The sequence below is a fragment of the Methylomonas sp. HW2-6 genome (genome assembly GCF_052474525.1).
The window spans coordinates 3,438,720-3,459,344 of the sequence record NZ_CP184124.1; the positions used below are offsets into that span (position 1 = coordinate 3,438,720).

19 protein-coding genes and 2 tRNA genes are annotated in these 20,625 nt (G+C 56.0%); 10 read left to right on the plus strand and 11 right to left on the minus strand.

All coding sequences use genetic code 11. The features are described from left to right. Window positions 1–59 precede the first annotated feature (59 nt). The 9 genes from pnp to ACH518_RS16650 form a co-directional block, all read right to left on the minus strand. Window positions 60–2,138, minus strand: coding sequence for a polyribonucleotide nucleotidyltransferase (gene pnp / locus ACH518_RS16610; protein WP_445370892.1), 2,079 nt, complete (start codon window positions 2,136–2,138; stop codon window positions 60–62). Window positions 2,139–2,222: 84 nt separating this feature from the next. Beyond that, complete coding sequence (gene rpsO, locus ACH518_RS16615) at window positions 2,223–2,492, minus strand: 30S ribosomal protein S15 (RefSeq protein ID WP_064021993.1); 270 nt, start codon at window positions 2,490–2,492, stop codon at window positions 2,223–2,225. Window positions 2,493–2,598: 106 nt separating this feature from the next. Continuing rightward, window positions 2,599–3,516, minus strand: a complete 918-nt coding sequence (gene truB / locus ACH518_RS16620) for a tRNA pseudouridine(55) synthase TruB (protein WP_445370893.1) — start codon at window positions 3,514–3,516, stop codon at window positions 2,599–2,601. Further along, window positions 3,516–3,911: a 30S ribosome-binding factor RbfA gene (gene rbfA, locus ACH518_RS16625; protein ID WP_140912602.1), complete on the minus strand. Its 396-nt coding sequence runs from the start codon at window positions 3,909–3,911 to the stop codon at window positions 3,516–3,518. Before rbfA ends, truB begins: the two co-directional genes overlap by 1 nt. A gap of 2 nt (window positions 3,912–3,913) precedes the next feature. After that, the gene (infB, locus tag ACH518_RS16630) at window positions 3,914–6,577 is read right to left on the minus strand and encodes a translation initiation factor IF-2 (RefSeq protein WP_445370894.1); all 2,664 of its coding nucleotides are present in this window, start codon (window positions 6,575–6,577) and stop codon (window positions 3,914–3,916) included. A 14-nt stretch (window positions 6,578–6,591) separates the two neighbouring features. Next, window positions 6,592–8,103, minus strand: a complete 1,512-nt coding sequence (nusA, locus tag ACH518_RS16635; protein WP_140912600.1) for a transcription termination factor NusA — start codon at window positions 8,101–8,103, stop codon at window positions 6,592–6,594. Continuing rightward, window positions 8,093–8,578, minus strand: coding sequence for a ribosome maturation factor RimP (rimP, locus tag ACH518_RS16640; RefSeq protein ID WP_140912599.1), 486 nt, complete (start codon window positions 8,576–8,578; stop codon window positions 8,093–8,095). The genes nusA and rimP overlap by 11 nt, the downstream gene beginning before the upstream one ends. Window positions 8,579–8,725: 147 nt before the next feature. Beyond that, window positions 8,726–8,801, minus strand: a tRNA-Phe gene (locus ACH518_RS16645). A 22-nt stretch (window positions 8,802–8,823) separates the two neighbouring features. Further along, window positions 8,824–8,899: transfer RNA gene (locus ACH518_RS16650), tRNA-Phe, on the minus strand. A 208-nt stretch (window positions 8,900–9,107) separates the two neighbouring features. On the opposite strand from ACH518_RS16650, the gene ACH518_RS16655 reads away from it, so the two are divergent. Both ACH518_RS16655 and dhaK read left to right on the plus strand, forming a co-directional pair. Then, window positions 9,108–9,929 carry an HAD-IIA family hydrolase gene (locus ACH518_RS16655; RefSeq protein ID WP_445370895.1) on the plus strand — a complete coding sequence of 274 codons (822 nt, stop codon included), beginning with the start codon at window positions 9,108–9,110 and terminating at the stop codon, window positions 9,927–9,929. Window positions 9,930–9,956: 27 nt separating this feature from the next. Beyond that, window positions 9,957–10,943: a dihydroxyacetone kinase subunit DhaK gene (gene dhaK / locus ACH518_RS16660; RefSeq protein WP_140912597.1), complete on the plus strand. Its 987-nt coding sequence runs from the start codon at window positions 9,957–9,959 to the stop codon at window positions 10,941–10,943. Window positions 10,944–10,960: 17 nt separating this feature from the next. On the opposite strand, the gene dhaL is transcribed toward dhaK, so the two are convergent. Both dhaL and ACH518_RS16670 read right to left on the minus strand, forming a co-directional pair. After that, entirely contained in the window at window positions 10,961–11,599 is a 639-nt protein-coding gene (gene dhaL, locus ACH518_RS16665; protein WP_445370896.1) for a dihydroxyacetone kinase subunit DhaL, read from the minus strand. 171 nt (window positions 11,600–11,770) lie between these two features. Further along, window positions 11,771–12,298 carry a hypothetical protein gene (locus tag ACH518_RS16670; protein WP_140912595.1) on the minus strand — a complete coding sequence of 176 codons (528 nt, stop codon included), beginning with the start codon at window positions 12,296–12,298 and terminating at the stop codon, window positions 11,771–11,773. Between the two features lie 261 nt (window positions 12,299–12,559). Between ACH518_RS16670 and ACH518_RS16675 the strand changes: the two genes are divergently transcribed. The 8 genes from ACH518_RS16675 (at window position 12,560) to ACH518_RS16710 (ending at window position 20,625) form a co-directional block, all read left to right on the plus strand. Then, a complete protein-coding gene (locus tag ACH518_RS16675; RefSeq protein ID WP_445370897.1) occupies window positions 12,560–13,732 on the plus strand; it encodes an acetylornithine transaminase in 1,173 nt (390 codons plus the stop codon). Between the two features lie 6 nt (window positions 13,733–13,738). Beyond that, the gene (argF, locus tag ACH518_RS16680) at window positions 13,739–14,638 is read left to right on the plus strand and encodes an ornithine carbamoyltransferase (RefSeq protein WP_140912593.1); all 900 of its coding nucleotides are present in this window, start codon (window positions 13,739–13,741) and stop codon (window positions 14,636–14,638) included. A 49-nt stretch (window positions 14,639–14,687) separates the two neighbouring features. Then, window positions 14,688–15,326 carry a TIGR04211 family SH3 domain-containing protein gene (locus tag ACH518_RS16685; RefSeq protein WP_445370898.1) on the plus strand — a complete coding sequence of 213 codons (639 nt, stop codon included), beginning with the start codon at window positions 14,688–14,690 and terminating at the stop codon, window positions 15,324–15,326. A 96-nt stretch (window positions 15,327–15,422) separates the two neighbouring features. Then, window positions 15,423–17,273 carry a dihydroxy-acid dehydratase gene (gene ilvD / locus ACH518_RS16690; RefSeq protein WP_445370899.1) on the plus strand — a complete coding sequence of 617 codons (1,851 nt, stop codon included), beginning with the start codon at window positions 15,423–15,425 and terminating at the stop codon, window positions 17,271–17,273. A 126-nt stretch (window positions 17,274–17,399) separates the two neighbouring features. Further along, window positions 17,400–17,891 (plus strand): rod shape-determining protein, encoded by a 492-nt coding sequence (locus ACH518_RS16695; RefSeq protein ID WP_445370900.1) that lies wholly within the window; start codon window positions 17,400–17,402, stop codon window positions 17,889–17,891. Between the two features lie 31 nt (window positions 17,892–17,922). Next, window positions 17,923–18,750 (plus strand): AlbA family DNA-binding domain-containing protein, encoded by an 828-nt coding sequence (locus tag ACH518_RS16700; protein WP_445370901.1) that lies wholly within the window; start codon window positions 17,923–17,925, stop codon window positions 18,748–18,750. Window positions 18,751–18,824: 74 nt separating this feature from the next. Next, window positions 18,825–20,141, plus strand: coding sequence for an amino-acid N-acetyltransferase (gene argA, locus ACH518_RS16705; RefSeq protein ID WP_445370902.1), 1,317 nt, complete (start codon window positions 18,825–18,827; stop codon window positions 20,139–20,141). 31 nt (window positions 20,142–20,172) lie between these two features. Next, the gene (locus ACH518_RS16710; protein WP_445370903.1) at window positions 20,173–20,625 is read left to right on the plus strand and encodes a GDP-mannose mannosyl hydrolase; all 453 of its coding nucleotides are present in this window, start codon (window positions 20,173–20,175) and stop codon (window positions 20,623–20,625) included.

Consider the following 20,625-nt stretch of genomic DNA (forward strand, 5'->3'; position numbering starts at 1 on the left):
ACCCACAATAAAAAAGGGCCTTACGGCCCTTTCTTGTCGCTGCGATAAGCGCTAAGCGATCAGTTGTTATCCACTTCTTTCATACTCAAGCGCACCCGGCCTTGGCGATCGATTTCCAACACCTTGACCTTGACCACGTCGCCTTCCGACAACTTATCGCTGACTTTCTCGACCCGCTCATCGGAAATTTGCGAGATGTGCACCAAACCGTCCTTGCCCGGCAAGATCGTGACAAAGGCCCCGAAATCCATCAAGCGCACGACTTTGCCTTCATAGGTTTTGCCGACTTCGACTTCTGCGGTAATTTCCTCGATCATCCGTTTAGCTTCTTCACCAGCCGCTTTGTCGACCGAGGCGATATTTACGACGCCGTCATCGGTCAAATCGATGCTGGCACCGGTTTGTTCGGTTATGGCCCGGATTGTCACGCCGCCTTTACCGATGACTTCGCGGATTTTGGACGGATCGATTTTAAAACTGATGATGCGCGGCGCGAAATCCGACATCGTCTCGCGAGAGCAGGACAGGGCTTTGTTCATTTCGCCCAAAATATGCAAACGACCTTGCTTGGCTTGGTCGAGAGCGACTTTCATAATCTCCGGCGTGATGCCGTCGATCTTGATGTCCATTTGCAGAGCGGTGACGCCGTTCTCGGAACCGGCCACTTTGAAATCCATATCGCCCAAGTGATCTTCGTCACCCAGAATATCGGATAACACGGCAAACTGGTCGCCTTCTTTGATCAAACCCATCGCGATACCGGCCACCGGAGCCTTGATCGGCACGCCGGCATCCATCAACGCCAAACTGCTACCGCAAACCGAGGCCATCGAGCTAGAACCGTTCGATTCGGTGATTTCAGATACCACGCGCAAAACGTAAGGGAATTCGCCCATGTTCGGCAACACCGATTGCACGCCGCGCTTCGCCAGACGACCGTGACCGATCTCGCGGCGTTTCGGCGAGCCGGTACGGCCGGTTTCGCCCACACTGAACGGCGGGAAGTTGTAGTGGAACAGGAAAGTATCTTTGTATTCACCAGCCAACGCGTCAATGATCTGCGCATCGCGCTCGGTACCCAAAGTCGCGACGACCAAGGCCTGAGTTTCGCCGCGGGTGAATAAGGCAGAACCGTGGGTTCTGGGCAATACGCCGGTACGAATCGTAATCGGCCGCACGGTGGTCAAATCACGGCCGTCGATACGTTTGCGATCGTTCAGAATTGCACCACGGACGATGTAGTATTCCAGAGTTTCGATCACATTGCGAATGGCTTTTTCGTCGTAAAGACCTTCCGCAGTCAATTTTTCCACGACGTCGCTACGGATTGCGCTCAGCGCATCTTGTCTCGCCAACTTCTCGGGAATTTGGTACGCGGCTTTGATTTGCGCTTCGGCTTCGGCGGCAACGGCGGCTTTCAGGGCTTCGTTATCGGCCGGAGCCGTCCAAGCGATTGCCGGAGTGGCGGCTTCGGCGGCAAATTCGTTGATCGCGTTGATTGCAACCTGCATTTGCTCGTGGCCGAACAATACTGCACCCAGCATAACGTCTTCAGGCAACAAATCGGCTTCCGATTCCACCATCAACACCGCTTTGTTAGTGCCGGCAACCATCAAGCGCAAACGCGATTCTTTCAGTTGCGGCAAGGTCGGATTCAACACGTACTGGCCATCGATATAACCGATGGTCGCAGCGCCCAGCGGACCGTTGAACGGCAGGCCGGACACGGCCAGTGCGGCGGAAGCGCCCAGAATAGCCGGCGCTTCGGTATCTATTTCAGGATTCAACGACAGTACGGTAGCGATGATCTGTACTTCGTTAGTGAAACCTTCGGGAAACAGTGGACGAATCGGGCGATCGATCAGGCGAGAAATCAGCGTCTCGTTCTCGCTTGGTCGGCCTTCGCGTTTGAAAAATCCGCCGGGAATTTTACCTGCGGCAAAGGCTTTCTCTTGATAGTCGACAGTCAACGGAAAAAAATCACCGCCGCTGCTTTCCTTTTTGCCGACCACGGTCACCAACAGCGTGGTGCCTTCGACATCGATAATCACCGCGCCGTTGGCTTGACGGGCAATTTCGCCGGTTTCTAACGTGACGAGACGATCGCCGTACTGAAATTGTTTCCTGATAGGATTCACTATAAGGTTCCTTCGATTAAAGGTTATGCTGAAAATTTTGCCCTAAAGCAGAAACGGCGCCCCATGCGCCGTTTCCAGATTGTGTTACTTGCGGATACCCAGGCGTTCAATCAAGGAACGGTAACGCGCCACATCGGTGTTTTTCAAATAATCCAACAGTTTGCGGCGTTGGTTAACCATGCGCAACAGACCGCGGCGCGAATGATTGTCTTTCTTGTGGGTAGCAAAGTGCGGAGTCAGTTGGTTGATATTGGCGGTCAACAAGGCAACCTGGACTTCAGTCGAGCCGGTATCGGATTCCGACAAACGGTATTCTTCAACGACGGCTTTTTTTTGTTCTGCAGTTAATGACATTCTTAATCCCTATCGATTAATTTTGATTTTAAAAAACCATCTGACGATGGCAAGGATGGCACCGTCTCCGCAATAGGGTGCAGCGACGATGCATAGACCCGGATAATCAAACAGTTTGACTATCCAGATGAAACAGTTTTTTCGGAGCTAGTTTACCATCCATTGAAATTTCCCCCAACCCCAAAAAACACTCAGGCGAATAGATTCTGACCCGCTCGGCAGCGGCTTCCGCCACTCGGATACGCTGCCCCTGGCGAACCCGCTCCGCTTGTTCGGCAGTCAAAGCAATTTCCGGCATGCCCAGCAACGGTTGGTCCAATGCGATCAAAACCTGCTGCAATTGTTCAGAATCCATTGCCTGCAACCCCTCCAAGGTATGAGCTTGGCCGATGTCAAACATGCCCGCAGCGGTGCGGCGCAGCATCGTGACACTGGCGCAACTGCCCAAGCGATGACCGATATCTTCGGCAAGCGAACGAATGTAAGTGCCTTTGGAACAGTAGACATCCAGCGTCAAGCTGCCGCGCTCGAAATCGGCCGCCACCAACTGCAGCTGGTATATTTTGATACGTCTAGCCTGCCGCTCGACGGTCTTGCCCGCCCTGGCCAACTCATACAGTTTTTGGCCTTGATATTTGAGCGCGGAGTACATCGGCGGCACTTGCTCGATCTCGCCGACGAATTCAGTCAGACACTCCAGCAGGCGACGCTTTTCCAACGGCGGCACCGGCATTTCGGCAATGACTTTACCTTCGCTGTCGCCGGTATCGGTCATTACCCCCAACTGAATCGTCACCAAGTAACGCTTGTCGTCGTCCAGCATTAACGCCGATACTTTGGTCGCTTCGCCGAAACAAAGCGGTAGAAGCCCGGTGGCAAGCGGGTCCAACGCCCCGGTATGGCCCGCTTTGTTGGCATTGAACAACCTTTTTACTTCCTGCAGCGCCTGATTCGAAGACACTCCCAGCCGTTTATCGAGCAGCACGATGCCGTGCACATCGCGCCCAGACTTGCGTTTCGCCATTAAACGTCCTGTTCCGGAGTATCGTCGCTAGCCGCAACGGGCTTACCGCCTTCCAAATCGTGCAACAGCGCCGCGACGCGCATACCGGTATCGAACGAATTGTCGTAGTAAAAATGTAATTCGGAGATATGCCGCAAGCGCATCCGCTTCGCCAACTCATGGCGAATGAACGGCGATATCTCGTTCAACACTTTGACATTGGCTGCCTTACCGGCATCGTCGGCATTCAATACCGTGACGAAAATTTTCGCCACCGCCAGATCCCTGGACAGCTCGACCTCGTTGATCGTCACGAAACCAAGCCGACTATCCTTGACGTCGCGCTGCATGATGATGGCCAATTCCTTCTGCATCTCCGAAGCGACCCGCTGGCTGCGGCCGAATTCTCTGCCCATGCTTAGATTTCCCGCTTAACTTCGATACGTTCGTAAACTTCGATCTGGTCGCCGGCTTTGACGTCGTTATAATTTTTGACGCCGATACCGCACTCCATGCCCATTTTGACTTCGTTGACGTCGTCTTTGAAGCGACGCAACGACTCCAATTGGCCTTCGAAAATCACCACGTTGTTACGCAGCACCCGGATCGGCAAATTGCGTTTGACGAAGCCGTCGACGACCATACAGCCGGCGATTGCGCCGAACTTCGGCGAACGGAATACGTCGCGCACCTCGGCCAAACCGACGATCTTTTCCTGAATGTCCGGCGCCAGCATGCCGCTGATCGCACGCTTAACTTCATCGATCGCCTCGTAAATGATGCTGTAGTAATGCAGATCGATATCTTTTTCTTCGATCAACTTACGCGCTACCGCATCGGCACGAACGTTGAAACCGATCAAAATTGCATTGGAAGCCAACGCCAAGTTGGCATCACCTTCATTGATACCGCCGACACCGCCGTAAATACACTTGACTTGCACTTCCTCGGTCGACAGGCCAACTAAGGATTCGCGCAAGGCTTCCAAACTGCCCTGTACGTCGGTTTTGATGACGACATTGAGAGTCGAGGTCTCGCCCGCAGACATCCGGGAGAAGACGTCATCCAGTTTCGACGCATGCTGCGCGGCATGGCGGCTGGAGCGTTTGCGCTCTTCACGGTGCGCGGCCAGTTCCCGCGCCACCCGCTCGTTTTGCACGACCAGGAACTCGTCGCCGGCATCCGGCGTACCGGATAAGCCCAAAATTTCGACCGGCGCGCTGGGGCCAGCTGACTTGATCGCATGCGAATTCTCGTCGAACATCGCCCGAATCCGACCGTATTCGTGTCCGCATAACACGAACTCGCCTTTGCTCAGCGTACCCTTTTGAATCAGCACCGTAGCCACCACGCCGCGGCCTTTATCCAGACGCGACTCGATACAGACACCGGAAGCCACACCGTCTTTCGGCGCTTTCAGCTCCAATACCTCGGCCAGCACAATCAACGCCTCGATCAAGTCATCGATACCGGCACCGGTTTTGGCGGAAACTTTCAGGAACTGCACGTCGCCGCCCCATTCTTCCGGCACCACGTTCAACGTAGCCAATTCCTGCATGACTCGGTCCGGATTGGCTTCCGGTTTGTCGATTTTATTCAGCGCGACGATGATCGGCACGTTGGCGGCGCGAGCATGGTCGATTGCCTCCTTGGTTTGCGGCATCACGCCGTCGTCGGCAGCAACCACGACGATAACGATGTCGGTGACTTCCGCACCACGCGCCCGCATCGCGGTAAATGCAGCGTGACCCGGTGTATCGAGGAAAGTTACCGAACCGTGGTCGGTTTTGACCTGATAGGCACCGATATGCTGGGTAATACCGCCAGCTTCCCCGGCAGCGACGCGGGTTTTACGGATGTAATCCAGCAACGAGGTCTTACCGTGGTCGACGTGACCCATAATGGTCACGATCGGAGCTCTAGCCGATAGCTTGACCTCACCGGCCTCGCCGATCACTTCCGCCAGCATTTCCTGCTCGAAATCGTCCTCGCTTTGCATGATGGCTTTGTGCCCCATCTCTTCAACCAAAATCACCGCAGTTTCCTGATCGATGGTCTGATTGATGGTGGTCATGATGCCCAACTTCATCAAGTGCTTGATCACTTCGGCGGCCTTGATGTTCATTTTCTGAGCCAGATCGGAGACCACGATAGTCTCCGGAATGGTGACTTCGTAAACGGTAGGCGCTTGCGGTTTTTCGAATTTGTGGCGAGCCTGATGCAGATCGATCTCGAATTCAGGCTTTTCCCGACGCGGGGCCGGTTTCGCTTTCTTGGCCTTGCCGCGCCGCGCATCACCGCCGCCGCCACGATCGACTTCGACATCCGGAGTAGGACCGCGTGAAGGCTTGAATTCGGCTTTTTTCTTATGCAGCGTTTGCTGTTGCTTAGCTTCGGCTTTCTTTTTGACCTTCTCAGCCGTTCTTTGTACCGCCGCTTCCAAGCGCTGCTTCTTTTCTTCCTCCAAACGCTGCTCTTCGGTCAACTCCACCGGTTTGGCGGGTACCTGGACTGCAACAGCCGCAACTTCCGACTTAGCCTCCGCGACGGGTTCCTGTTGAACAGCGACCGGTTGCTCCAACTCCTGGGCGGCGGCTGGCGCTGGTGGTTCGACAGCCACAACCACGTCTTCCTCGACGGCCATGGGTTTCAGCTCGATTTGCTGCTTACGTCTTTCCTCTTCCAGCAACTGCTGTTTGCGCTGTTCTTCCAGAGCTTGTTTGGCCAGCTCCGCTTGCCGCTGCTCATCGCTACCGGGTAAATCGCTACGCTTGATATATGTTTTTTGCTTGCGCACTTCGACGCTAACCGTTTTCACCGCGGCACCGGGCGGAGTCGATTGCTTCAATTCGGTCTTGGTGCTGCGTTTCAGCGTAATGCGCTTGGGCGTTGCCGCTTCCTGATCGGCATCGGTCTTACCGTGGCGTTTTCGCAAATGGGCGAGCAGTTTGACTTTTTCGTCGTCGTCAATGACGTCGTCCGGCGCGCTGGCGCTCAAGCCGGCTTCCTTCAACTGCTCCAAAAAACGTTCCAGAGGGATGCCTACAACTTCCGCTAATTCCTGTACTGTTTTATCGCTCATAATCTCCTCCGGCCTCAGCCCTTATCCTCTGCGAACCAAGACTCGCGGGCTTTCATGATTAGTTTACCAGCACGCTCTTCGGTCATTCCGGTAAATTCGATAATATCATCGATGGCCTGCTCCGCCAGATCGTCCAAAGTTACGATACCTTTGGCAGCCATTTCCCTGGCCAACTCAGCGCTCATTCCTTCCATGGCCAGCAGCTCCGGACTGGGTTCGGCGGTTTCGATCTTTTCTTCCGAGACAATCGCGCTGATTAACAACGCGTCTTTGGCCCGGCTGCGCAGGGCTTCGACCAACTCTTCGTCGAAGCCTTCGATTTCCAGCATTTCGTCGACCGGAATGTAAGCAATTTCCTCGATATTATTCAAACCGACATCGACCAGGACGTCGGCGATTTCTTCATCCACATCCAACAGCTCCATGAACTGTTGTTTGGCTTTCGCCGCAGCTTCGTCGTGGCTCTTGCCGACCTGGGCTGCGTCGAGAATATTCAATTCCCACCCGGTCAGTTCGGTAGCCAGCCTGACGTTTTGGCCGCCGCGGCCGATCGCCTGCGACAGACTGTCGGTCGCCACCGCCACATCCATGCTGTGTTTATCTTCATCGACCACGATCGATTGGATTTCAGCCGGCGACATGGCGTTAATCACGAACTGCGCGTCGTTGGCATTCCACAAAATAATGTCCACCCGTTCGCCCGCCAGTTCGTTGGAAATGGCCTGGACCCGGGAACCGCGCATACCGACACAAGCACCGACCGGGTCCAATCGCGGATCGTTGGCTCTGACCGCGATTTTTGCCCGCGACCCCGGATCGCGGGCCGCAGCCAATATGTCGATCAAACCTTCACCCACTTCCGGCACTTCCAGACGGAACAGTGCAATCAGCAACTCCGGCGCGGTGCGACTGACAAAAAGTTGCGGCCCGCGCGGCTCGGAGCGAACCGCTTTCAAATAGCCGCGCACCCGGTCGCCCATCCGCACCGGCTCCTTCGGAATCATATCTTCCCGGGCGATATAAGCCTCGACGTGCCCGCCAAGGTCCAGGTACACGCTACCTTTTTCCAGCCGTTTGACGACACCAGTCACCAATTCGCCGACTCGGTCTTGGTATGCCTCGACGATTTTCTTGCGTTCCGCTTCGCGCACTTTCTGAATGATCACCTGCTTGGCGGTTTGCGCGGCAATCCGGCAAAATGCAACCGACTCGATCTCTTCTTCGACATAGTCGCCGACTTGCACCTCGGGATTATCCAACTGCGCAGCTTCCAACAGAATTTGCCAGCCGGGATGCTCGACATCGCCGTTGATTTCCGGATTGGCGTCGACAACCTGCCAGCGGCGGTAGGTCAGATAGTCCCCGGTATGGCGGTTAACTGCCACCCGAACTTTGACCGGATTTTCGTAACGTTTGACAGTGGCCGCTTCCAAGGCCGATTCGATCGCCTGAAAGATAATTTCCTTATCGATTTCTTTTTCGTTGGCAAAAACATCCGCCACCAACAGAATTTCTTTATTCGCCACTGCGACCTCCTTTATTAAAATCGTAATCCGGCGCCAAGCGCGCCTTGCTCATTGCCTGAAACGGCACGCTAAATAATTTTTCGCCTTCTTGAATCACAACCGTCTCGCCATCGACGCTTTTGATTTCGCCAGTAAGCTTGCGGCGCTTATCGATGGGTTTAAACAAACTGATATTGACTTTGCTGCCGATAAAACGCTGAAACTGGCTCAGCTTGAAAAACGGCCGGTCGGCACCGGGCGAAGACACTTCCAACTGGTATTCGCCGGGAATCGGATCTTCGACGTCGAGCATCCCGCTCAACTGGTGACTGACTTTGGTACAGTCGTCCAACAAAATACCCTGTTCGTTGTCGATATAAACGCGCAGCATGCCATGCGAGGGATGCGGGTTATATTCGATGCCAACGCATTCGTAACCCAGTCCTTCTACGATGGGCTCGATCAAATCCACCAAGTGTTCCGGAGCCTGTTTCATTGCCGTCTTGCCTTTTCAAACCCAAAAAAAAAGAGCCTCAGGCTCTTCCATAAACGTTAAACACTGCCATGGGATTCCAATTTCGAAAGCCCACAAAACAAAAAACCCCATAAAGGGGCTTTCGGTTTCTCAAACCACGCTTAGGAATGGTGCCCAAGGACAGAATCGAACTGTCGACACGAGGATTTTCAGTCCTCTGCTCTACCGACTGAGCTACCTGGGCTACGGCCTATCCAAAAAATCTGTGGTGCCCAAGGACAGAATCGAACTGTCGACACGAGGATTTTCAGTCCTCTGCTCTACCGACTGAGCTACCTGGGCGGCGCTAAGAGCCGTGCATTAAACTAGGTTATCCGGATTTAGTCAAGCAAAAAACACAGATACCGCCACGAACTGGACAGCAAGCGGTTTTTTATGCAATTCTTCGCCGCCTGTTGGCCGGCCACTGAAAGGTCGGGCTTCGCTCGGTTTCAGCCGATTTTACGACAGGCATTTGCCCATTCGCCAACTTCCACCATCAAATCCAGTTATGCAAGAATTCAATGACGTCCGCGGTTTAATCATCGACATGGACGGCGTGCTGTGGCATGGCGACCGCCCGCAGGCCGGGATTGTCGAATTCTTCCAGACCCTGAGAGACAGGCGCCTGCGGTTCGTACTTGCCACCAATAACGCCAGCATGACCGCCGACCAGTACGTCGCCAAACTGGCCGGCATGAGCGTCGAAGTCGAATTGGACGAAATTCTGACCTCCGGCATGGCCACCGCACTTTATCTGGCACAGCGCTACCCGCCGCAGGCGACCCGCGTATTCGTGATCGGCGGCATCGGCGCCCGCCAACCACTATTGGACTTGGGCTTTACCCTAACCGGACTCTACGAAACCGAACCGGAAACGCGCGCTCAATTGGTAGTTTGCGGCATGGACCGCGAGCTGAGCTGGGACAAACTCGCCACCGCGACCTTGAACCTGCGTGCCGGCGCCCACTTCATCGGCACCAACGGCGACATGTCGCTACCCACCGAGCGCGGCGAAACCCACGGCAACGGTGCGATTCTGGCCGCATTGACCGCCACGACCGGCGTCAAACCGATGATCATCGGCAAACCGGAACCGATCATCTATCGCCAGGCGCTTGGCTTGCTGAACACGCCCCCCGAACAGACCATCGCCATCGGCGACCGCCTGGACACCGACATCCTCGGCGCAGTGCGTACCGGCATCCGCAGCCTGATGGTGCTGAGCGGCGTTTCCAGCCAGGCCGATGTCGACGCCTCCGACTTCGGCCCGACCTGGATTGTGCCGGATATTCGCGACATCACCCAAATGTTACTCGACTTGCCGGCCTGACCCTTTTTCCATTCGCGGGGACACTTCATGAAAAAATTCATCGACGATCCGAATAGCTTGCTGGACACCAGTCTGCAAGGGTTTGCAAAAGCTCACGCCGACATCCTGGAATTGAATCCGGAACCGCGCTTTGTCTACCGCAAGCAACGAAAATCCGGCAAAGTGGCGCTAATCTCCGGCGGCGGCTCCGGCCACGAACCGCTGCACAGCGGCTTCGTCGGCTTCGGCATGCTTGACGCCGCTTGCCCGGGCCAAGTCTTCACCTCGCCAACCCCCGACCAAATGATCGCCGCGGCAGAGACCGTCGACGGCGGAGCCGGCATATTGTTTATCGTCAAAAATTACGCCGGCGACGTGATGAACTTCGAAATGGCCGGCGAAATGCTGGCCTTGCCGAATGCCAGCGTGTTGGTCAACGACGATATTTCGCTGCCGAAATCGCATAGCATCGGCCGGCGCGGCGTCGCCGGCACCACCATTATTGAAAAAATCGTCGGTGCCGCGGCCGAAGCCGGTGCTGACCTCGCTACTTGCAAAGCACTGGGCGAGCGCGTCAATCAAACGACCGCATCGCTCGGGGTAGCGCTGACCAGCTGCACCGTGCCCGCACTGGGCCACCCGACTTTCGCGCTCAATGAAGACGAAATGGAATACGGCGTCGGCATCCACGGCGAACGTGGCCGGGAAACCGTCAAACTAGCCAGGGCTAGCGAAATCGTTGCCCAATTGTCCGAACATATCGCAGACGAACTGCCGATCTCACCCGGTCAAAACGCCTTACTGCATGTGAATGGTTTCGGCGCAACGCCGTTGATAGAGCTACATTCGATTTACGAACTGGCTTGGCAGCAATTCAACCGGCGCGGGATACGGATTCAACGCTCACTCGTCGGCAACTTCACCACTTCGCTGGATATGGCCGGCTGTTCGCTAACCCTGACATTGCTTGACGACGAGTTATTGCGCTACTGGGATGCACCGGTGAATACCGCGGCGTTGCGCTGGGGCTGTTAGCGCGGCCGCGACCGGATTTAAGCGACCACAAAATCCAGCACGTCGGCGATCGCAGAGATCATCAGCTGCGCGGTCTTGGCACCAGCGTCGACATGGCCTTTGCTGCGCTCGCCCAAAAACGACGCCCTGCCCTTGGTTGCGACCATATTCCGCGTCGCTTCAGCCCCTTCCGCCGCGACTTGACGCAAACGCGCCAAAATCGTCGGTAGCGCACTGTTCGCCGCCGCCTCTGCCTGCAAAGCCTGAGCGGCCGGCACCAATACGTCGAGCATGGTTTTCTCGCCGACATCCGCCTTGCCGCGCTGTTTGACCGCTTCCACCGCCAGCAACAAAGCTTCAGAGAATCCCCGGAGATCCAGGGATTTACCCTGACTGCTCTTCGCCAAACCAATAAACAAGGTGGCGTACAAAGATCCGGAGGCGCCGCCGACGGCGGACATTACCGTCATACCTATCTTTTGCCAGGCCGCCGGCCAATCCAAGGTCGCAATGTCATCGGCATGTTGCTGTAAAGCCTGCAAACCGCGCTGCAGATTAAAAACATGGTCGCCGTCGCCTATCGCCTGATCCAATTCGGTAACCGCATCGGCATTGGCGTCGATCGCGGCGATCAACGCCCGGATCAGCTCCGGAAATATTACGGGGGTAATCGGCATACCGCCTCCTGCATATTGATAAAGAGGTCGAGCATAGCCAAAGCAGCGCCAGTCTGTCCAGCAGTTGGAAACCGCCCTATCTTGTTCTGCAGTGCGGAGCAATTAGCGAGGAATAACGTCTTGGTTAAGCCCCGAACAGATTCAGGCAGCAACAGCGAACCAGTATTTCAATCAGCTCTCTTCAGATCCCGCCTCGTTATCTACGGAATCTAAGGACAACAGCAACTCGCTTTCCTCCAACGGAACAGTGAATCGGTATTTCTCCTGCAGATAATCATGCAACCAAGCATCGGTATCGGTCCGTTTTTGCGGCAGAGCTTCGTTCATTTGCAATAACCGTTGCCGCACCGCATGCCGCGGCAACAATAACAGTTCGATATCCGCCATCGACACGAATTTTTCCGGCTCGGGATTGCGGCCGTTGAAGATTTTAAACAACTGGTGTTTTTTTAAGCCCAAATGGGTATTCAGTTCGTTTTTAAACTCGATGAACAGCGGCAACAAATCGCTGCCAACACAAGCGTCGTCATGGAGCTTGTGCAAGCGATTCAATAAATGATAAACGGCAAAGCGATACAACTCCGACTCGCGCACCAATAGTCTGGCGGCAGTCGAACGCACTGCAATCCGGTCGGAATTATTCAGCCTTATCGAAACGATGTGTTTTTTATCGTCTATCAGATGCTCGTTCTCGCTCAACGCAAATCCCTTGAAAGTTAACCCCAAGCCGGCCGAAACGGCTGTAAATGGCGGAACTCTACTGCATCAATATTACAAATTTATAACAATGCCGGCCACTTGCCCGGCAAGAGTTTGTTTTAAAACTGCCGGACCCGAATCTGGCCCAAAAAATGCCCAGGCAACCGAAACTATTGTTTGCTTCGACAGCTATTAAAAAATATAATCGCGCGCTTTTTTCAAGCGAACTGCGTTTTTCAAAACACCTTCAGAGCCTTGCTAATGACCAGCCATATCATGCCCACTTACGCCCGCCAGTCGGTCACTTTTTCGCGCGGAGAAGGCGCGTGGCTGTGGGACAGCGAAGGGCGACGCTATCTGGACGCAGTGGCCGGTATCGCCGTTTGCAGCCTGGGCCACGCCCATCCCGCAGTCCACGAAGCCGTATGCCGGCAAAGCAAGACCCTGTTGCATACGTCCAATTTGTACGGCGTGGAATTACAGGCGCAATTGGCCGACCGTTTGATCGCACTGAGCGGTATGGACAATGTGTTTTTCGCCAACTCCGGCGCCGAGGCCAACGAAGCCGCGATCAAGATTGCCCGCAAGTACGGTCATCAACGCGGCATCGACAATCCGGTAGTGATAACCATGGAAAAGAGCTTCCACGGCCGTACCATGGGCACCTTGAGCGCGACCGGCAACAGCAAGATCAAACAAGGTTTTGCACCGTTATTGGCCGGCTTCAGCCATGTACCTTACAACGATATTCCGGCGCTGGAAGCCGCCATCGCAGCGGACAGCAACATCGTGGCGATCATGGCGGAACCGGTACAAGGCGAAGGCGGTGTCAACATCCCGGCCGCCGACTATCTGAACCGGATTCGCGAGCTGTGCGACCGCCATAACTTGCTGATGATATTGGATGAAATCCAGACCGGCGTCGGCCGTACCGGAAAATTTCTGGCTTATCAACACAACGCTATTTTGCCCGACGTCTGCACCATGGCGAAGGCCTTGGGCAACGGCGTGCCGATCGGCGCCTGCCTGGCACGCGGCCAAGCGGCCGAAGTACTGACAGCCGGCAACCACGGCTCGACCTTCGGCGGCAACCCGTTGGCGTGTAGCGCTGCCCTGGCAGTACTAGAAACCTTGACCGGCTCCGGCTTGATCGAACAAGCGGCCGAGAAAGGCGAAAAAATCCAGGCGGCGTTGAAACTGGCCCTGGCCGGCAATCCGCACATCGTCTCGATCCGCAACAAAGGCTTGATGATTGGCGTCGAACTGGACCGGCCCTGCGGTGAACTGGTCGGCATTGCCTTGACCCGCGGCCTGCTGATCAACGTCACGGCCGACAATACCATCCGTTTATTGCCGCCGTTGATTATCGACGACGCCCAAATTACGACGCTGACCGAAACTTTGGCGGCGCTCATTCAGGACTTTAGCAGGTAAATCGCCATGCAACCCAGACACTTCATCAGCCTGCTGGACTTAACCAGCGCCGAGCTCCACGCTTTGATTCTTCGCGCCATGGAGCTGAAACGCCATCGCGATCCCAACTATCAACCACTGAAAGGCAAAGTGCTGGCGATGATTTTCGAAAAGTCCTCGACCCGGACCCGAATCTCGTTCGAAGCCGGTATGGCCCAGTTCGGCGGCACGGCGCTGTTTTTGTCGCCGCGCGACACCCAACTCGGCCGCGGCGAACCGCTGGAAGACAGCGCTAAAGTGATTTCCAGCATGGTGGACTGCATCATGCTGCGCACCCACAAACACGAGACCGTCACTACTTTCGCCCAGCACTCGCGGGTTCCGGTGATCAACGGCCTCACCGATTTGAAACACCCCTGCCAATTGCTGGCGGATATGCAGACCTATTTCGAGTTTCGCGGCGACATCGCCGGCAAGACGGTAGCCTGGATCGGCGACGGCAACAATATGTGCCACTCTTACATCAACGCCGCCCGCCAGTTCGGCTTTAAACTGAATATCGCCTGCCCGGTCGATTACCGCCCGCTGCAAAGCATCGTCGATCCGGCCGGCGAGCGGGTCGCGTTCTTCAATACGCCGGAACAGGCCGCGCATCAGGCCGACTTGGTCGTCACCGACGTCTGGGCCAGTATGGGCCAGGAAGAGGAGCAAAAGAAACGCGAATTCGTGTTCAAAGACTTCCAGGTCAACGCCGCCACCATGGCTGCCGCCAAACCCGACGCACTGTTCATGCATTGCCTGCCGGCGCACCGCGGCGAAGAAGTCACCGCCGACGTGATCGACGGCCCGCAAAGTGTGGTTTTTCCGGAAGCGGAGAACCGTCTGCACGCTCAGAAAGCGTTGCTGGAATTTCTCATCTGTCGATAATTTCGCTAGAATCGACGCTTTATTCAAAAGCCGACCGACGAGTGATATCGTGAAAAAGTCTTTTATTTACTTCTTTGCCTGTCTGTTTTTCACCAATATCGCGGCAGCCAGAACGGCCTATGTCACGGATAAAGTCGAAGTCCCTTTACGTAGCGGCGAAAGCGAGCGCACCAAAATCGTCAAGATGCTGGAAAACGGCGCGCCGGTTACGGTATTGGGCGACAACACCGAAAACGGTTACACCTATATCCAGACTGGTACTGGCGCCGAAGGCTTTATCCTCAGCCGCTATCTGACCGGCGAACCCAGCGCCCGCAACCAACTCGAAGCCGTGAACAAAAAGCTGGAAGCCTTGTCGGAAGAAAACAAGCAACTGAAAGCTTCTCAGGCCGGCAGCCAGGAAATCGGCAAGGAACGCGACAAGCTCAGTGCCGAACTCAGCGAATTGCAGCAAACCGCCGCTAACGCGATCCAATTGAAGCAGCAACGCGACCAGTTGCAGGAACGCGTCATCGCAGTCGAACGCGAACTGCAGCAATTGAAACGGGAAAATCTGGCCTTGACCGACAACACCAACCAGGACTGGTTTCTGTACGGCGGCGGCCTGTCTCTGTTCGGCGTGTTGCTCGGCTTCATCCTGCCCAAATTGAGCTGGCGCCGCCGCTCCAGCGGTTGGGATACCTTCTAGTTTTTTATTACTTAGCCGTGCGATAAACTCGCGGCTGATACACCTTCCCCGGCGGCCGTTTACATTGGCCGCTTTCCGCTTTCAGAAGGAATCACCATGCCTGCATACCGCTCATACACCACTACCCAAGGCCGCAACATGGCAGGCGCCCGCGCATTGTGGCGCGCCACCGGCATGAAAGAAGGCGACTTCAACAAACCGATCATTGCCGTCGCCAACTCCTTCACCCAATTCGTGCCGGGCCACGTACACTTGAAAGACTTGGGACAATTAGTCGCCCGCGAGATCGAACAAGCCGGCGGCGTCGCCAAGGAATTCAACACCATCGCCGTTGACGACGGCATCGCGATGGGCCACGACGGCATGCTCTACAGCCTGCCCAGTCGAGATTTGATCGCCGACAGCGTCGAATACATGGTCAACGCCCATTGCGCCGATGCACTGGTCTGCATTTCCAACTGCGACAAAATCACCCCCGGCATGTTGATGGCGGCGATGCGCCTGAACATTCCGGTAATCTTCGTCTCCGGCGGCCCGATGGAAGCCGGCAAAGTCCGCTTGGCCGAAGGCGCGGACATCAAAAAACTGGATTTGATCGACGCGATGGTAATGGCAGCCGACAGCAAAGTCTCCGACAGCGATTTGGCAGCGGTCGAGCGCTCGGCCTGCCCGACCTGCGGCTCCTGCTCCGGCATGTTCACCGCGAACTCGATGAACTGCCTGACCGAAGCGCTGGGCCTGTCCTTGCCGGGCAATGGCACCGTGGTCGCCACCCATGCCGACCGCGAGCAACTATTCAAACAGGCCGGCCGCCGCATCGTCGAACTGGCTAAGCAATATTACGAACAAAACGACGAATCGGTGCTGCCGCGCGCGGTCGGCTTCAAAGCCTTCGAAAACGCCATCGCATTGGACATTGCAATGGGCGGTTCGACCAACACCATTTTGCACTTACTGGCGATTGCCCTGGAAGCCGGTATCGATTTCACGATGGCCGACATCGACCGTATGTCGCGCGTGGTGCCGCAGCTGTGCAAAGTCGCGCCGAATACCAACAAATACCACATCGAAGACGTCCATCGCGCCGGTGGCATCATGGCGATTCTGGCCGAGCTGAACCGGGCCGGCAAACTGCACACCGACGTACCGACCGTACATGCCAGAACCTTGGGCGAGGCCCTGGCTGAATGGGACGTGATGAACAACCCCAGCGATGCGGTAAAAACCTTTTACATGGCCGGCCCCGGCGGCATCCCAACGCAAGTTGCTTTCAGCCAAAACGCGCGCTGGCCCAGCCTGGACCTGGACCGTGCCGAGGGCTGCATTCGCTCGTTTGAACATGCTTTCAGCCAGGAAGGCGGTCTGGCAGTACTGCACGGCAACATCGCGTTGGACGGCTGCGTGGTCAAAACCGCCGGTGTCGACGACAGCCTGCTGGTATTCGAAGGCAGCGCCCATGTGGTCGAGTCGCAGGACGAAGCCGTGGAAAACATCCTGGCCGATAAAGTCAAAGCCGGCGACGTGGTCGTCGTCCGCTACGAAGGTCCGCGCGGCGGCCCGGGTATGCAGGAAATGTTGTATCCGACCAGCTACATCAAATCCAAGGGCTTGGGTAAAGCCTGCGCACTGCTGACCGACGGCCGTTTCTCCGGCGGCACTTCGGGTCTGTCGATCGGCCATTGTTCGCCGGAGGCAGCGGCCGGGGGCGCGATCGGCTTGCTGAAAAACGGCGACCGGATCAGGATCGATATTCCCAACCGCTCGATCAACGTGTTGCTGTCCGACGAGGAGCTGGCGCAACGCCGGGCCGAACAGGACAAGCTGGGCTGGAAACCGGCAAAGCCGCGCCCGCGCAAAGTATCCGTCGCCTTGAAAGCCTACGCCGCCTTCGCTACCTCGGCCGATAAAGGTGCGGTCAGGGATTTGTCGAAGCTCGCAGCAGATTGAGCTCGCCAGACCGGGCCGGTACTGGCGATGGCCGGGTTTGAGACAGCTTACAGTTTCAAACCCGCGGTCGGCTTTCAGCAGGATTCCAGATAGCGGCACCAGATCAAACCACGTTTGGACGATTCAATGCTCGCCTATTTTCGCAACACGCTTTATATCGCTATAACGCCCGAGTTAATCGAAATCACCCATGCCGAAACCGGACTTAAACTGGCCGAACCGCCGTTACTGGCATTAGAGATCAAGCGGGGCCGAGATACAATTGTTGCAGTGGGATCAATGGCAAAACAGCTAGCCGGTAGGCCCAATGTCCGCATCGAAAACGGCTTCGCTCATCCCCGCACCCTGCTGGCGGATTTCGCCGTCGCCGAACACACCCTGCGTTATTTGATTAAACAAGCCTTACCGAAGCGCTTCTTCGTCGCCAAACCCCTTGTAGTGCTGCATCCCTTAGCCATGCTGGAAGGCGGCTTGACTCAAATCGAAATTCGCGCTTTTGCAGAGTTGGTCAGCGTGGCCGGCGCATCCCAAGCCTACGTGTGGCAGGGGCCAAGGTTGACCACAGAACAATTAGGCAAACGCAGCTTTCCTGAAGATGGCCGGCTATTGTTTCCCTAACATACCCCCCATTCGAAATCGCCATTCCGACGTGAAACGTTTCTTACTGCTACTCCTGAACATCTGGAAACAAAAACTGAAAATCTACTTTCTGGCCGCCTGGATCGGCGCCGGAATGGGGATTTTTCTGCTGGCGCCCAGTTACGATTACATCAGTTCGCGCGAGCGCAACGCCGACCCGATTTCGTCGATAGAATTCGTCATCGGCCAGTTTACCGAGGTGATGACGGGGCAGATCAACCAGAATAATTTGATCCTGTTCTACGCCGAAATCGGCGCGCTCCTGGGTTTGCTGTCGCTCGGCTTTTACCAGATGCTGCATAAACGCCTGGTCGACCTGGATGCCTTGAAAGCCGAGCTGGAAAAAGACCTACCGACCATCATCCGCCAGGGCGAGGGGCCGTTGCTGGAATTCAAATCGACGTTGCGTTGGGATTTGCAGGAGCAGCGCGTCAATCGGGCCCTGGAAGGCGTCGTATTGAAAACGCTGGCCGGATTTTTCAACAGCCACATCGGCGGCACTTTATTGATCGGCGTCGCAGACAATGGCGAAATCGTGGGCCTGGAACCGGACTTTCAGACTTTGAAAAAATGCGATCAGGACGGTTTCGAACAAACCCTGATCACTGCGATCGCCGAGAATTTGGGAGCGGACCTGTGTCGCTTTGTGCATATCTTGTTTCACAAGATCGACCACAAAGACGTGTGCCGGGTCATCGTCTCGCCGGCCTTGCGGCCGGTGTTCCTCAGCATCGGCAACACACCTAAGTTTTTCGTCCGTACCGGCGGTGGCACCCGCGACCTGAACATCCAGGAAGCGCTGGAATATGTCGCCGGCCGCTGGAAATCTCTTAAGTAAAGGGGATTCCGCGCCGGTAGCGGTATCGTCGGCCGCCGGTTAAACTAGCCCAATACGAATCAACACTCTTGCCAATGGAACAACAGCCCTCCTTCGTCACCTGGTTTAGAAATTCGTCGCCTTATATCCATGCCCACCGCAATCGCACCTTTGTGATTTTCTTCGGCGGCAATGCGGTCGGCGAAGCCGATTTCGACAATCTGATTCACGATTTCGCGTTGCTGAAAAGCCTGGGCGTCAGGCTGGTGCTGGTCTACGGTATCAGGGCCCAGATCGACGAACAATTGGCGGAACACGGCGATACGCCGAAATTCCACCACCACTTGCGCATCACCGACGCCACCACCTTGCAGTACGTCAAACAGGCGGCCGGCCTGGTTCGGGTCGAAATCGAAGCCTTGCTGTCGATGGGCGTTTCCGGTTCGCCGATGGCCGGCGCCCAAATCCGGGTCGCCTCCGGCAACTTCGTTACCGCAAAACCGCTCGGCGTGCTGGACGGCATCGACTACTGCTACACCGGCACGGTGCGCAAGATCGACGCCCAGGCCATTCATCAGCAACTGGACCAAAACAATGTGGTGCTGATTTCGCCGGTCGGCTATTCGCCCAGCGGCGAGGTGTTCAATTTATCTGCCGAAGAAGTCGCCACCGAAGTAGCGATTGCGCTGCAGGCGGAGAAACTGATTTTATTGACCGAGCAAACCTGCGTCGACCCGGCTTCCGGCGCTGCACTGTTACAACTGACTACCGACCAGGCCGCGCAATTGCTGAATAAAACTCCGGCACTGCCGGACGCCGTCGCCCGACCGTTAACGGCGGCTATGCAAAGCTGCCGCCGTGGCGTGCAGCGCGCCCATCTGATCAACCGCCATGTCGACGGCGCCTTGCTGCTGGAACTGTTTACCCGCGACGGCGTCGGCACCCTGGTTAGTTCCACCGCCTTCGAAACCATCCGCTCGGCGACGCTGGACGATATCGGCGGCATCATGGAACTGATCAAACCGCTGGAAGCCCAGGGCATTCTGGTCAAACGTTCGCGGGAAAAACTGGAGATGGAAATCGGCGACTATATAGTTATTGAGCGCGACGGCCTGATTATCGGCTGCACCGCATTCCACGTCATGACCGATGCCGGCAGCGCCGAACTGGCCTGTCTGGCGGTGCATGGCGACTATCGCCAGGGTGGGCGTGGCGATAGCTTGCTGAATTACCTGGTCAGTCAGGCTCGAGCCCGCAACATTCGCCGCCTGTTCGTCCGTACCACCCAGACTTTGCATTGGTTCGTCGAACGCGGCTTCGTAGCCTGTGCGATCGAAGATTTGCCGGCGCCGATGCAGAGCGCCTACAACTACCAACGCAACTCCAAGCTGCTATATAAAGACGTAATTTAATTCAATCCGCTCATCTACCGAGGGACTCGCCATGCTCGCCAAACAGGACTTTCTCAACGTGGTCGATTTAACGCCGCTGGTATCGATCGATTTGATCGTCAGCTCCGCCGACGGCAAGATTCTGATGGGTCAACGCCTCAACCAGCCGGCCCAAGGTTATTGGTTCGTGCCGGGCGGTAGAATTTACAAATCGGAAACGCTGGAACAAGCGTTCCGGCGGATCACCGAAACCGAACTGGGCCAAATTTACGAAATTGGCGACGGCCGCTTGCTTGGCGCCTTTACCCATTTATACGACACCAATTTTGCCGACGCACCGGGAATCAGTACCCACTACGTGGTGCTGGGCTACCAACTGAATATGGGGCCCGAGTCTGCGCAGCTGCCGCAGCAGCAACACAGCGCGTATCGCTGGATCGGCGCCGACGACGATTTAAGTCAAGTCCACCCGAACAGCCAGGCTTATCTGCCTTATCTGCGCTAA